The following is a 15,821-nucleotide window of genomic DNA, read 5'->3' as shown; positions in this document are numbered from 1 at the left end:
AAAGCTCGGTCGCATGCTCCATTGCCGAAGCAGAAACATCTGCGCCACCACGACTGGCAGCGGCTTCACAAATCTGTTTTACAGAAAGGGAACGTTCGCTTGCCGTACGGGCAATGAAATCATTGGGGTTGTCTTTGGTTAAAGTGTTATCGTAGAGATACGCTTTGATTTTGTGTAGGATGTTTGCCATCGTTTTTAAATTATTTGATTATTAAATTTGTTATTATAAACCCCAACAGGTCGAAACCCTGTTAGGGTTAGGATTAATTAATGTAGTTGTTGTCGGATTGCTGACGCGAGCGTCAGTGCGGTAATTGTTAATTATTCAAATCTAAATATGCTAATCTTAGTTAGTCCTCCATATGCAATATTTGGGGCAAAGCCGAAATCTGCTGAGATAGTATCACCTACATTACAATCTTCAATAGCAAAAACAACTGCAGATGCTCCAGAAGATTTAGTTGCATCTATAGCAGCTACAACACCATTATTTTTCCATATTCTAAGAAACCAAGCTGCTCCAGAATTAAAATTAGTTCCGTTCACACTAGCATTAAGAAAGATTTGATGAATTCCAGCTTTTTGTACAGTATATGTTATACTTCCAGGGGAGAAAGCATTTTCTGGATCGTAAGTTTCCGAATCCCACGGTATCTTGTTCGCTAATCCTGCTGTCCCTGTAAAATCGCTTGATCTTTTCGCTGATAAAATTAATTTCGGAGTGACTGGTGTTGTTATATTTGTAGTAACTAATTTTTCCCATACGGTACCTGTAAAGTAATAATATCCTGAAGAAGAAACATTAACAGTTTGTCCTGATGGAGCAGGATCAGCCGTAGTGACATATATTAATGCGCCTGTTTGAGATGCTGTATAGGTTTTTGCGCGCAATTGCTGACCGGTTATTCTAGGTGCCATAACTCCATCCAACTTAGATGTACTAGTAGGATCACCGCTAACATCCAAAGTTATGGCTGGAACATTTGTTCCAATTCCCACTCTATTATTTACTGCATCTACATTTAACGTACTACCGTCCACCGTAAAATGGCTAGTTCCATTAGTTGCAGTAGAAGTAAAAGCTAAATTATTCGTGCCCAGGTCTACTGAAGTATTGCCTCCGGATAATGCTCCGCTTCCTTTGTAGATGCCTCCAACTCCTGTATTTAAATCTGCATTGGCAACAGTTCCGTCAGCGATTTTAGCAGAAGTTACGGCGTTTGCTGCTATAGTGGTGGTATTGCTGTTGGCAGAGGCTGTTACATCTCCTGATAGAGCAGTTCTCTCAAAACTGGTTCCGTTTAGGTTAATAGTGGCAGAACCGGTATAAGTTGTATTGGTATCAATATCTGCAGCGGGCTCCCAGGCACTTGTGGTGGTATTGTATTTCAATACCTGACCGTTGGTAGGCGCTGTGGAAGAAACTGCCTTGTTCTGTATTTTAGCCACCGTCGGCAACGCTGCTGTTCCTGTTAAATCTCCTGACAGTTGTATAATCCCTTTTGTCATTGTCGTAGCATCATTCGCTGAAAAAGAAGTGCCTGTCAGGGTGAGTCCGGTTCCGGCAGTATAGGTAGTATTGGTATCCGTAGGTGTCACCCATGTTCCGTCTCCTCTTAAGAAAGTTGTCGCAGTAGCTCCTGCAGGGAGCTTGGCAACGGTTACCGCATTATTGGCAAGGTGTGTAGTGGTAACTTTGCCTGTGCCTATAGAAGTTATTCCTGCATTGGAAATGGCGACATCTCCTGTCGGACTTACGGCTGTAGCCACATTTGAAGCATTTCCCACCAGGATGTTTCCGTTGTTCAGGGTAGTACTTATTCCATTGGCAGTAGGGGCCCAGGCTGTTCCGTTCCAACCCAGTACCTGTCCTGATGTGGCGGACATCTGGTTAAGCTTTGAAGCTGTTACCGCACCATCTGCTATTTTAGCAGAAGTTACTGCATTGCTTGCAATGGTAGGGGCAGCAACAGGTCCTGCCAAATCTCCTGCCAGTTGTATAATCCCTTTTGTCGTTGCCGTAGCATCATTTGCTGAGAAGGAAGTTCCTGTCAGGGTGAGTCCGGTTCCGGCGGTATAGGTAGTATTTGTGTCAGTTGGTGTCACCCAGGTTCCATCTCCTCTTAAGAAAGTTGTAGCGGTAGCTCCTGCAGGAAGTTTGGCAACGGTTACCGCATTATTGGCAATTTTCGATGTTGTTACGGCGTTAGCTGCTATGGTGGTGGCTCCGGTATTGGAAATGGCGACATCTCCTGTCGGACTTACGGCTGTAGCCACGTTAGAGGCACTTCCTACATAGATGTTTCCGCTGGCAAGTGAAGTGCTAACCGTATTTCCTGTAGAGATTTTCTGCCAATTCGTTCCATCGAAATAATAATAGCCTGCAGTGGTAATATTGGCTGTTGGCCCGGTAGGGTTAGTGTCGGCTGAAGAGGCATAAACAATAAGTCCTTTCTGTGCTGATCCGTAGACTCCTGCTGCTGTGGCGGTATGGATATCACTACCTGCTAATTGCGGAATGATTAATCCTTCCGGTTTGGTTCCGCTTGTTTTGGCGGTAATGTCGAGGGTTGCTTTTGGGGAAGTATTATTAATCCCCACCTGAGCGAATGCGGTCATGCTGAACAGCACGGCGGCGGTTGTAAATAAATGTTTCATTGTTTTGTATTTATATTGTTGTTCTATTTTTAATTGTGAACACGAAGTACACTAAGGTTTCTTATCTATGATATGCTTTTAAGTTTCACAAAGGCGTTCTACTTAAAAGAGTCCGCTAAGCTGATTCTTTAAGACTAATGAACTGGGCTTCGACAGGCTTAGCCTGACATTGTCTATCACATTGTTTTGAACACAAAGTGCACTAAGGTTTCTTATCTATGATATGCTTTTTGAGTTTCACAAAGGCGTTCTACTTAAAAGAGTCCGCTGAGTCTATCGTCACTTCGAGTAGATTTTGAAAAAATCGTATCGAGAAGTTTATGAGTTGGAGAATCAATTTCATTCTCGATACATTTTTTCTTCACTTTGTTACGAAAAAACACTCGAATTGACGAAACACAAATGGTACTGATAGTTGAACACTAATTCCACAATTGTTGTGTGAAAATGTTTGCTTAGATCCCTACGGGATGACAAACGGAGCGGGAAGTGTCCTGTGCATTAGAGTTCCTGTGTTATTTTGTAAATCATTCGTGTGTAGATATTTGTGCTCATTTGTGCTTAAATCATTCGTGTCATTTGTGTTTAATAAAAAAGTAAGTATGGAGGAGGACGGCTGAAGTGATTGGTGGTAATTTTTAAGAGGTTGAAATGGTTAATAACATGATATAGAAGTTTCTTTTCGGAGACAATTACTTGTGGTAAAGCCCAAAAGTCAGAGCCGGTCATTTTATGATGTTGTTTTACCGGAGAAGGATTTATTAAAACAGCTGTTGATAAAGGGTTACCTGAGTTTGCAATATACTGGGAACTCTTCGGAACTGTGAAGCAAGGCTGGCTTGATGGATTGATATGATTACTGATGGATGATTTTAATTTAAAGAAAGCTTTACGTTGACTTGTATTAACCTGTTTTACAATCTTATTTTTTTCCAACGGAGATATTGCAGATGAGATGTCAACCGGTGATTCAACATAGAGATAAGAATCTTCGGAGATAAAAAGTATTGAGTCGGAATAAGAAAAAGGAGTCTGGGAACTGATGAAAACAACAATGAAAAATACCTGCAAACACAGCATCCTTACGCTAAAACGCAGGAAATGAGGGAGCTGGGAAAGGGTCATCATTTGTTGTTTCATTGTGTATAAAAAGGTAGTCAGACTTAGACTACTTATAGTAGCAATGATTTAAGAATCAATGCGGTTTTCTTTTTTTAAGGTGAAAATGGGGGCGCTTTATTTCCTTTCAAAACGGCCGATTTTTGAGGATGATTGGAGCCTTGAATGAATTAACCAATTAAAAAACAACAGATTATTATTTGGAAGTAATGATAATTTGTTTACATTTGTCACAGAAAAAGTAGTCTAAGTCTGACTACTTTTTTATAAGTTTTCTTTGGGGCTTGCCTAAATCTCAACATCAGTTATTATCTCAACATTCACTAAGACTGTATCCTTTTAAGCATAAAAAAAGCGACTGTGTTGATACAGCCGCTCTTTAAAGATATAAATTAATTTTTAATCTCTGTTTTTCACCAATACCCATCCTGAGTATTTTACAGGGGTATTCTTTTTGTCATTTTCATTCCAGGAAATGGAGTACCAGTAGCTTCCTGTAGAAACTTTTCTTCCTGCCATGGTTCCGTCCCATCTGTAACGGTTTGTTTTATCGGCTTTGTGAATCATTGCTCCATAACGGTCAAACACATTGAAAACAAGATTTTGTTTTCCGGCAAGCGCCGAATAATCTACCGCATCATTTATTCCATCGCCGTTCGGAGTGATCACGTTAATAATATTTGGTACTACAATACTGATATCGATAGGGTTACAGTCATAGGCATCTTTTACGAAAATCTGACTGTCACCTCTTGGCATATTCTTAAATTCATTAGACTCCTGCCAGTTGATCCCGTCGGTAGAATATTGGTATGGAGCTGTTCCGCCATTTACATATACAGTAACCGTTGTATTTGAAATATCAACACTGGTTATCACAGGCTGCTCTGAAGCATACACTTTTACGGTCTGGGTAACTACACAGTCTCCTGTTTTTAATTTTACCCAATATAAACCTACTCCAGCCGTTATTGTTCTGGAAGTTGCGCCGGTGCTCCATTCGTACGCAGTAAATCCGGGGCCTGCATCAAGAATTGTAGTGTCTTCCATACAGATGATCTTGTCATCCAGTGTGGTGGAGAAAACCTGAGGGATAACAACGAGATTCACTTTAGCAATCGCATAACATCCGTTTGCGTTGGTGACTTTTATATAAATGACTCCGTTTGGAGAGATGTAAGAATTAAAGGTTAAAATTTCGTTGACTCCGTTTTGGGCATCTGCTAAAGAAGGGTAATATTTTTTGGTCGTGCCACTTTGTGTGGTAACAGGCGCAGTGGTAAGATTAAACAGTCCTGTTGAAGGATTGCTTTCAATAGCACAAGCTCTTAAAGTCGCTTCCTGAACTTCTACCACTGGAAATAAAGCCAGTGTGATCTGAGCAACATCCGTACATCCCTGTGGGGTGGTCACCTGAGCGTAAATGGTAGCTGCGGGTGAAAGATAAGCCGAAGGATTGGTAATAGGATTGATATGATTATTGAGATCATACATCGTATTGTAGAATATGGAAGTACTTCCGGGAACTGATGACAATGCGGCTGAAGTAAGATCAAATACAGCACCTCCCGCATTATTGTTGTTACATCCCGTCAGCGTTACATCATTTGCCGCAAATGGGCTGGGCGTTAGAACGATCTTTCCGTCACCATTGTCGCATAAAGTGGAAGAAGGGTCTTTCACAACAACGGTAATTGTGGTTGTTCCTGTAGCATACTGATAATTGGAAGGGTTGGAGATTGGTGTTCCTCCGGGCCCAAAATAAGAAAAAGTATAGTTTGCAGGATTGGTTACAAATTGGTTCTGAAAAGAAGTTAAATCCACTGTTCCGTTACCTGTTGCAGGATTTACGCAGACAAAAGGATTAATGGTATTCGTTAAGATCGGAACCTTATCGATATAGATTTTTGCATTTTTAATGGAATGCCTTGCGCTTGCCCCTCCGGTAGCCGCAGAAAAACCAAAATATCCGGTCGTCATTCCTATTGCCCCTCCGGAAGGTGCAAAAGACTGATCTACGATCTGTACGCCGTCTATTTTTATTTTAATAAGCCAGCTGGTGGGATTAGCCGGGTCTGTTTCCCCATTTACTTCCACGTGCTTGTAAGTGGCTCCTACAAATGGCTGGGTAGGATTGAGATCCTGGGAATGAAATGTGCTTCCCGCTGTATTATTGTATTCGATATTATTGTTCAGCCCGTTATTCGTTCCGTATAAGACATGAATTTTACTCATCTGTCCTTCCGTTGAATTGTTGAAAATATCAAACCCGACCATCAGTCCGCTGGCATTAGCCGGAATTCCCAGTCCTCCACCCGATACGAAGCCTGTTGGCGGATTGGCAAGATACCAGAAAGTGAAGCCGTCACCTCTTCCATATTGCGCTGTTCCGTTTCCGTCGATTCTGAAATCAAATTCCACTTTCCATTTGTCACAGTATTTTAAGTTGATAGGATCCTGAAGTTTTATGGCACCATATTGATTCCCCACATCCTGGGTGAGCTGTATGAAATCTGTATTTACAGCCGCACTGGAAACGAGATCCCACCCCGTAGTAACAACAGGGTTTCCGGCAAGCTGATAGGTTTGCGCAGAAAGCCTGCAGGAGAAAAAGAAGAGAATCAGGAAAAGATAATAAAAACCTTTGTTTTTCATGAAGTGGTTAGTTGTTTAATTAATAAGTTTAACTTGGTCATTTATGTTTTTAGTTGATATCTATATCATATTCTGATAAGGTTTAAAAAAAGATCACGCCGGTGTACGGGTGATCTTTTTTAAAGTCAATTATTCTCTGTTTTTTACCAATACCCATCCATTGTAGGTTGTCTGTGTATTGTTTTTATCGTTTTCGTTCCAGGTGATGGTATACCAGTAGGTTCCGGTGATTACTTTTTTGCCTCCGGTGGTTCCGTCCCATTTGTAGTTTCTCAGTTTATCCGCTTCATATAGTTTGTTTCCGTATCTGTCGTAGATCGTGAAGACAAGATTTTTCTTATATGCCAATGCGGAATAATCAATCACATCATTTACATTATCCCCATTTGGAGTAATGGCATTAATAAGATTAGGAACGGTGATCTGTACATGAATTGGCGTACAGTCGTAAGCATCTTTTACATAAACGACTGCTTCGCCCCTCGCAAGGCCTTTGAATACATTGGAATCCTGCCAGTTCACTCCGTCAAGAGAATACTGATACGGAGCTTTTCCTCCTTTTACATTTACTGTAATCGTATTATTGGTAATGTCGATATTGGCAATAACAGGCTGAGGAGCAGGATTTACTCTTACCATCTGCATGGTAGTACATCTTCCTGACTTCAGTTGAACCCAATACAAACCAGGGGTTACATACTGAATAGTCTGGGTGTTTTCTCCCGTACTCCACAGGTAAGTATCAAATCCGGCACCTGCATCAAGAGTTGTCTTGTCATCAATACAGATGGTTTTGTCCATCAGTACGGAAGAATAGATTGGAGGTAAAACTTTAAGTATTATTTTAACGATAATATAACATCCTGCAAGATTGGTAATTCTTACATAAACCGTTGATGATGTCGAAATATAATTGTTGGCTGGTACAATTTCGTTGGTTCCGGCAAGTGCGTCAGCCTCAGTTTTGTAATACTTTTTAGTAACGCCAGACGCTGAAGTTACATTGACCTGTGTCAGGTCAAAAGAAGCGGTTGTAGGAGCACTTGCTATAAAGCATGATTCTATCGTCGCATCATTCGACACAATTGGTGGAAAGAATGCCAGGGTGATCGGTGCAGAACCCACACACCCCAACGGGGTAGTCACTTTTACATATACAACTCCCGGAGCAGATACATAATTTGCAAAATTTGTGATTTCATTGACACCATTATTCAGGTTTTCCAGCGTTTTATAATATTTCTTTGTTGATCCGGCGGGTTCATTAACGTTAGCCTGGCTCAGATTGAAGGTTGCCGTTCCTGCGTTATTATTGTTACATGCCGTAAGCGTGGCGGGAGTGGCCGTAAATGGTGATAAATTGAGCTGTATTTTACCATCCGGGTTGTCACAGAGTAATCCTGAATTATCTTTAATCAGTACCGATACCGTGGTATTGGCGCTGAACTGGAAATTATTAGGATTTGAAATCGGTGTTCCTGATACACTGTATGAAAACGTGTAGTTCGCAGGATTGGTTACAAACTGGCTTTGATAATTCGTTAAGTTTACTGTTCCCTGTCCGGTAGAAGGATTTGGGCAAAAAGTATCTGTTATGGTAGCCTGATTAATCGCAACTTTATCAATATAAACCTTTACATTTTTAATAGAATGTCTTGATCGGTTTCCTCCGGTGGAAGCAGAAAATCCGAAATAACCTACCGTCATTGCCGCTGCTGTTCCCGATGGTGCAAAAGACTGGTTACAGATCAGGTTTCCATCTATGGTAATTTTTACAATCCAGTTGACCGGGGCAGCAGGATCTACCTGCGCAGTTACCTCGACATGCTTATACGTTGTTCCCTGGAAAGGAAGCGTGGTATTCATATCCGGTGAATGGAAAGAACTTCCGGCAACATTGAAAAATTCGACATTGTTGTTATCCGTTGTATTGGCAACCTGCCCATAAGCTACGTGAACTCTACTCATTACAGCGGTCGTTGTATTGTTATACGTATCAAATCCTACAATGAATCCCACGGCATTCTGCGATACCCCAAGGCCGGAGCCGAGTACACTGGCCACCGGCGGATTGGCAAGATACCAGAAAGCGATACCGTCTCCGTTTGCGGTCTGGTTAGAATCCATTCTGAAATCGAATTCCACTCTCCATTTATCGCAATATTTAAGGTTGATGGGATCATTCAGACGTATAGATCCGGATTGATTATTGGTATCCGGGGTCAGCTGTACAAAATCTGTATTCACAACGGTGGGTGCAACCATCGTCCAGCCTGTGGTATTTACAGGGGTTCCTGTAAGTTGGTAGGTTTGGGCGAAAAAATGTTGCGGAAAGCACAGCAGTAAATTCAGAAATAAAAGAAGGTAGATTTTTTTACTCATTTATTAGACACTTAAATTAGACGTGTCAAAGATATTAAATCCTAATCAATAAATATATATTTAATATTAATTTTACTGAAATTGATAGTGATTTTGTAATAAATGATAAGTTAAAACATGAAATACTGAAAAGTTATCAGCAATGTTTAGTTTGAATATAAATTAAAATAAAGAATTATTCTCCTGGTTTTCAAAATAGAAATCGATCTCCAAATTAGCTGAAGCTGCGGCAGTTACGGCGAGTTTATCGCAAAGTTCGTTTTCGAAATGGCCTGCATGTCCTTTGATCCAGTGCATCTTTGGTCTGTGCAAATTATACAGTACCACAAATCTTTGCCAAAGGTCAGGGTTTTTCACATTTTTCCAGCCTCTTTTGATCCATCCTGCCAGCCAGTTCTGATTAATGGCATCTGCAACATATTTGCTGTCGGTGTATATATGAATATCATTTTCCGGAGATTTCAGCTTTTCCAGAGCAGTAATTACTGCAAGAAGCTCCATCCGGTTGTTGGTTGTTTTCCTGAAACCTTTCGAAAATGTTTTCTGGTAATTTTTTTCGGGTACCCGCATGAGAATTCCATATCCGCCTTTTCCGGGATTTCCGCTGCATGCTCCGTCGGTGTATATTTCTATTCTCATTAAGGTTGAGGTTAAGATTAAGGCTAAGGCTAAGGTTTAGATTAATATCCTAAATCTTAGTCTTTATTTTTTAAAATGGAAAATCGTCGTCGTCATCAAAATCATTCATCGAAGATCCTGATACCTGGGAATTATTTGGCAGGTCAAATGCTGCGCCCGGCTGAATGGTTGTTTTGATTTTATCAAAGCCACTTGGTTCTCCGGATCCGAAATTTGAAGGATATCCGCCTCCCATTCCTCCGTCAAAAGCTGCTTCGATATCGCCGAATTTGGCAAAATGTTTTAAGAATGATAGTCTTACGTCAGCCGTTGCCCCGTTTCTGTGCTTGGCAATGATAAGCTCGGCCTGGTTTTCGGTTGAGGTTTCCTGGCCTTCTTCGTCATTATCCCAAACGGTAATTTTATAGTATTCCGGACGGAAGATGAATGATACGATATCCGCATCCTGCTCAATCGCTCCGGATTCCCTAAGATCGGAAAGCTGAGGCCTTTTTCCCGGACGGGTTTCCACACTACGCGAAAGCTGGGAAAGGGCAATCACAGGAACATTAAGTTCTTTTGCAATGGCTTTCAGGGAACGTGAGATCATGGAAATCTCCTGTTCACGGTTTCCGGTTCCTTTTCCACCGCCACCGGCGGTCATCAGCTGAAGGTAGTCGACCATGATAAGTCTCACTCCGTGTTGCATTACCAGTCGTCTGCACTTTGCACGGAAGTCGAATATGGAAAGGGAAGGTGTTTCATCAATATATAAAGGGGCGTTTTCCAGTTCTGAAACGTTGGAGAATAGTCTTTGCCATTCTTCATCGTCCAGGGTTCCTTTTCTTAATTTTTCAGAGGAAATTCTTGTTTCAGAGGCGATCATCCTTGTGATCAACTGTACGGAAGCCATCTCAAGAGAGAACAGTGCCATGGGAATTTTGTGTCCTACCGCAATATTTCTTGCCATTGAAAGAAGAAATGCTGTTTTTCCCATCGCCGGACGTGCCGCAATAATGATAAGGTCGGAATTCTGCCATCCACCGGTTTCTTTATCCACATCACGGAATCCTGAAGGAACTCCGGAAAGACCTTCTTTATCTTTGAGTGATTTAATGGTATCGATCGCTTGTTTCACTAATGAGTTAGCGGTATCAAATCCTTTTTTAATTGTTCCGTTGGTAATCTCGAAGAATGACTGTTCGGCTTTATCTAAAAGTTCAAAAACATCGGTAGCTTCTTTATAGGCTGCATCGATAACATTTGCCGAAACATTAATTAAGCTTCTTAAGATATATTTTTCCAGAATAACACGAACGTGATATTCGATATGTGCCGATGAACTTACTCCCATCGTAAGATCAATAATATAGCTGTCTCCTCCTGCCAGATTCAATTTACCATCCTTCTTTAGATCCTGAATAATGGTCATTAAATCCACAGGCTGATTGCCTTCGTAAAGCTTTAAAATGGTAGAAAAAATTACCTGATGTCTCGGATCATAAAAAACTTCCGGTGTCAGTAAGTCAATAGAATGGTCAAGACCTTTTTTGTCGATCAAAAAAGTTCCGATAACCAGTCTTTCGAAATCCAGTGCATTTGGTGGCATTTTACCATCTGCAATAGAGAGTTCTTTTGCAAAGTTTCCGTTCGTCAATGAAGATAGTGTTTCTTTCTGCGCCATAGTTCTGCAAAGATAGTTTTTTTGATAAGCAATTAAAAAATAGTATTCAACAATTTATAAACACAGTGGTATGTCAATATACTAATGATGCAGTTTTGTGTTGATGTGAATAAAAAAAATCACCCCTGATAAGAGGTGATTTAAGTATTTGAAAATTAAATTAATAATTAATCTATATTTTTTACCAATACCCAGCCGCTGTATTTGGTTTCGGTATTGTTTTTATCGTTTTCAGTCCATGTGATCGTATACCAATAAGTTCCGGTCATGATTTTCTTTCCGTTGGAAGTACCGTCCCATGTATAATTTCTGATTTTGTCTGCACGGTACATCATGTTTCCATATCTGTCGTACACTGTGAATACCACATTTTTCTTGTAAGACAACGCAGAATAATCGATATAATCGTTTTTGTTGTCTCCGTTCGGCGTAATGGCATTAATAAGGTTAGGAACCGTTACCTGAACGCTGATCGGATTACAGTCATAAGAGTCCTTTACGTATATTTTGTTCTCTCCTCTCGGAAGTCCTGTAAATACGTTTGAATCCTGCCAGTTGATTCCGTCAAGTGAGTATTGGTAAGGTCCTTTACCTCCATTAACGGTTATTGTAAATGAATCATTATTGATGTCAATATTGGTAATTACCGGCTGCACTGAAGCATTTACTTTTACCTGCTGTAATGTCCAGCATTTTCCGGTTTTTAGTTTCACCCAATAAGCACCTGCTCCAACATTGGAAATAGACTGAGTCGTCGCTCCTGTGCTCCATTCGTAGGCATCAAAGCCTGGTCCTGCGTCTAAAGTTGTCTTATCTTCTATACAGATAATTTTATCTTTAAGAACGCTGGACTGTACCGGAGGTAACACTTTCAGGTTGATTTTTGCAATCGCAAAACAGTTTGTACTATTAGTTACTTTAACATAAGCAACACCGGTTACTGAAATATAGGTATTTGCGGTTAATATTTCATTTGTTCCTGCCAGTGCATCTGCTTCAGTCTTATAGTAGTTCTTGGTAACTCCTGTCTGAGATGTTACGTTGGCTGTGGTCAAATCAAATGAAGCAGCAGTAACATTGTTGTCGATATAACATTCTTCCATGGATGCGTCATTAACAACCACTACAGGATTAAACTGCAGGGTAATCTGATTGTACCCCGTACAGCCCTGTGGATTTCTTACTCTTACGTATACGGATTTCGGCGCTACAGAAGTGTAAGCAGAAGGGTTCGTAATCTCGTTTGTTCCTGCATTCATATCTGCAAGGGTAGGGAAGTATTTTTTAGTAACATTCGTTGATATTGGATAAACATTTGCTGCTGTCAAATCAAAAAGTCCCGTTCCTGCATTGTTGTTATTACAAGCTTTAATAGTAATTGGAACGACAGGAAGTGCAGGTAAAAACTGTAATGTAATTTCCGAAGTTCCTACACATCCTTCTGAAGTAGTAACCTTTACAAATACTGTCTTCGGTGCGGCAGATGAATATGATGAAGGGTTCATAATTTCATTTGTTCCCGCATTCAGATCAGCCATAGTAGGATAATACTTCTTTGTAATATTGGTTCCGGTGAATACGTTTGCGGAATTTAAATCAAAATAACCAATTCCCGTATTGTCATAATTACAAGAAGAAATCGTCGCATTCTGTACAACAATATTACCCGATCTGAATTTAAACCTTCCGACCTGGAAGCAGCCATTCAGCGCATTATTCGGATTGGTAGGATCCGTATATTTCAATCGGTAATAATAGATGCTCGTACCATCTACCATTATAGGAGTTGTGATAGGTGCTGTTCCTGTAATCGCATCATTACTTGTTAAATGGTATGTTACCGTAAAGTTTGGATTGTTATTGATGATTCCTGTAGATAATATACTGAAATCAAACATGGTAGGCAAAGAACACTTTAAAATTTCATTCGGGTTAGCCGGGTTTGCAGCCGGTGTTCCTGGAGTAATGAACGGATTCGGTGTTAAAGCAGGATCATTGAACACTGAAGTTAAAGAAGCCGTTCCACCCCATGTCAATGCAAATCCATAAGGATTGCTGGGAATAAAGTTATCAATAAGCAAATAATAGGTTTGTCCCGCAATGACATCTAATGGAGTTTCCCACTGAGCCCCTGTTATTGTTGAGCTCAGTCCCGTAGGTCCGCTGGTTCCGGAAAAGTTACATTTAATTGCATTGCCAAAGTCCCATGTGGTACAGTCAATATCTGGTCCGTAAACAGCAAAGTCATAATCGTAATGCGTAACACCGGGAACAGTATTTGGAGTAATTGTAAATTCGATAGTTCCTGTCGTTGCCGCTGTAAATTTATACCATACGGAAAAATGTTCATTGTCTAGACAGCTGGCGGAAGTGGCTTCCTGAATGATACCCGAGGTGGCGGGATTGTAAGAAATATCTGAGTTTCCGCAAACCGGAATTGCCGAAATACAATCCGACTGCGAAAAGATCATTTGTGAGAAAAATAAAACAGTCAGTAGTAGTAGTTTCTTCATTAGAAATGATTTATTATTTATTGTTATGTGAAAAAAACCGCCTGAGAAAGCGGTTTTATTTCACTAGTAATTAATTTAATCTCTGTTTTTTACCATTACCCATCCTGAGAATTTGAATGGCGTATTTTTTTTGTCATTTTCGTTCCAAGTAACAGAGTACCAATATGTACCCGTGGGTACTTTTTTACCACCTGTAGTTCCGTCCCATTTGTATCCGCTGAACTTATCTGCCTGCCCAACTTTTACACCATATCTGTCGTAGATACTCAGTACTAAGTTTTGCTTGCCTGCCAAAGCGGAATAGTCGATCACATCATTTACACCGTCTCCATTAGGAGTAATGACATTTATCAAATTAGGAACAACTACAGTTATTACAATAGGATCACAGTCATACCCGTCTTTTACATATACGGTATTATCACCTCTCGGTACATTTTTGAATTCATTTGAATCCTGCCAGTTGATCCCATCAAGAGAATATTTGTAAGGAGCAGCTCCTCCAATTACATTTACCGTAATCGTATTATTTGTAATGTCAACATTTGAAATAACAGGCTGCTCGGAAGGATAAACTTTTACGGTTTGTCTGGTAATACAATTTCCTGTCTTTAGTTCTACCCAATAGGTACCTACTGTAACATTGTTAATGGATTGTGTTGTAGCACCGGTGCTCCATTTATATCCATTAAATCCTGGGCCTGCATCCAATGTGGTGGTGTCTTCCATACATATTATTTTATCTTCCAGCACATTTGAATATACAGGAGGAAGGACAACCAGATTTACTTTAGCAACAGTATAACATTGGTTTGAATTGATCACTTTTACATATACGACGCCGGTAGGGGCAATATACGTCTGGAAGTTTGAAATTATATTGGTACCATTTACTGCATCAGTAACTGAAGGATAGTATTCTTTCGTTATACCCGTCATACTTGTCACTGGTGCTGTCGTAAGATTAAACATTGCTGTAGAAGGATTTCCTTCAATGAAACATGATCTTAGTGTAGCATCATTAACCGTTACAATCGGATGGAAATTCAGTGTAATCTGAACAATTTTCGTACATCCGTATGAATTGGTTGCTTTTACAAATGCATATCCTGCAGCAGATGTGTAAGCATATGGCTCCATAATTTGATTAGTCCCATTATTAGCATCATTTAATGAAGGATAATATTGTAACGTAAGACCTGTTGTATTACCAATAGCAGCCGAAGTCAGATCGTATAGTGCTGTCCCGGAATTGTTGTTGCTACAGGATGTTAACGTTGCGGGATTAAGCGGGAAAGATCGGTCAGTAAATTTGATCGTTCCGTATTCTCTACATTGGTTCAGGAAGCTTGTAGGGCTTACAGGGTCTACATAAGCAATGGCATAAGTATAGGTTGTCGCTGTATTAACAGCAGTCGGCGTTGTGATTGCATTGATATCATCAAAAGCATCTGTTCCGCTCTTATAATATTTCACGATAAAGTTGGGGTTACCATTTAATATCTGAGAACTCAATGTGGAGAAGTCAAAAGTGACAGGATTACCGCAGATGTCAATCTTACCATCATGATTAGGACCGGGCTCTAAAAAAGGAAAAGGCTGATGTATCTGCGCTGAACCGTTGTCAAATGGAGTAAGCAGCGTTGCAGTACCCCCAAAAGTCAATGAAAACGGAGCAACTGTCGGTGAGAAGTTATTTAAAAGTAAATGGTATACTTGTCCCGGAAGTACATCAATATATTTTACAAAACCGTCACCACCTACATCTTCAGAGGTTTCTGTTGATGTCATATTTAAACCTGTAAGTACACCTGAAACAGTATTCGCATAAGAACATCTTAATGGTGGAACATTTAGGTTTGCACAATTGTGGTTAGGGCCATATAGAGCAAAATCATAATCAGTTGTTGTAGATGCAGGTGTAATAACAAAAGTTAGCGTTCCGGCAGTTTGTACACTAAAAGTCAGCCAGATAGAATTGCTTTCTCCATACAGGCAGGATCCTGTTGAATGTTCAGACTCATCATATATACCGGTCCCTCCTGGTGTAAGCGAGATATTGGCATTACTACATATCGGAAGAGCGTAAATACAATCCTGCGGACCGGCAGGCGCCTGTCCGAAGACTGTGCCCGCAACAAAAAGTAAAAAAAGAAGTAAATAATTTTTCATTTGATTAGTTTAAAATTAAA

9 protein-coding genes are annotated in these 15,821 nt (G+C 40.3%); all 9 read right to left on the bottom strand.

Translation table 11 applies throughout. The annotated features are described in order from the left end of the window. The coding region (locus tag AC3WV0_RS10920; RefSeq protein ID WP_488846109.1) for a DNA-binding domain-containing protein at positions 1-190 on the bottom strand (190 nt) is incomplete at its 3' end. Between the two features lie 131 nt (positions 191-321). Further along, the gene (locus tag AC3WV0_RS10915) at positions 322-2,658 is read right to left on the bottom strand and encodes a beta strand repeat-containing protein (RefSeq protein WP_488846108.1); all 2,337 of its coding nucleotides are present in this window, start codon (positions 2,656-2,658) and stop codon (positions 322-324) included. A 585-nt stretch (positions 2,659-3,243) separates the two neighbouring features. Beyond that, the gene (locus AC3WV0_RS10910) at positions 3,244-3,798 is read right to left on the bottom strand and encodes a hypothetical protein (protein ID WP_488846107.1); all 555 of its coding nucleotides are present in this window, start codon (positions 3,796-3,798) and stop codon (positions 3,244-3,246) included. Between the two features lie 378 nt (positions 3,799-4,176). Then, positions 4,177-6,432 (bottom strand): T9SS type B sorting domain-containing protein, encoded by a 2,256-nt coding sequence (locus AC3WV0_RS10905; RefSeq protein WP_488846106.1) that lies wholly within the window; start codon positions 6,430-6,432, stop codon positions 4,177-4,179. 129 nt (positions 6,433-6,561) lie between these two features. After that, positions 6,562-8,814 carry a T9SS type B sorting domain-containing protein gene (locus AC3WV0_RS10900; RefSeq protein ID WP_488846105.1) on the bottom strand — a complete coding sequence of 751 codons (2,253 nt, stop codon included), beginning with the start codon at positions 8,812-8,814 and terminating at the stop codon, positions 6,562-6,564. A gap of 162 nt (positions 8,815-8,976) precedes the next feature. After that, positions 8,977-9,453: a ribonuclease HI gene (gene rnhA / locus AC3WV0_RS10895; protein WP_488846104.1), complete on the bottom strand. Its 477-nt coding sequence runs from the start codon at positions 9,451-9,453 to the stop codon at positions 8,977-8,979. A gap of 70 nt (positions 9,454-9,523) precedes the next feature. Next, a complete protein-coding gene (gene dnaB / locus AC3WV0_RS10890; protein ID WP_089999967.1) occupies positions 9,524-11,116 on the bottom strand; it encodes a replicative DNA helicase in 1,593 nt (530 codons plus the stop codon). A gap of 167 nt (positions 11,117-11,283) precedes the next feature. Further along, on the bottom strand, positions 11,284-13,629 hold the full coding sequence (locus tag AC3WV0_RS10885) for a T9SS type B sorting domain-containing protein (RefSeq protein WP_488846103.1): 2,346 nt from the start codon (positions 13,627-13,629) through the stop codon (positions 11,284-11,286). A 75-nt stretch (positions 13,630-13,704) separates the two neighbouring features. After that, complete coding sequence (locus tag AC3WV0_RS10880) at positions 13,705-15,801, bottom strand: T9SS type B sorting domain-containing protein (protein WP_488846102.1); 2,097 nt, start codon at positions 15,799-15,801, stop codon at positions 13,705-13,707. Positions 15,802-15,821: the final 20 nt, after the last annotated feature.

Source organism: Chryseobacterium sp. 27AL, assembly GCF_057815395.1.
The sequence above is the reverse complement of the archived record's forward strand: the minus strand, read 5'-3'. Positions and strand labels throughout refer to the sequence as shown.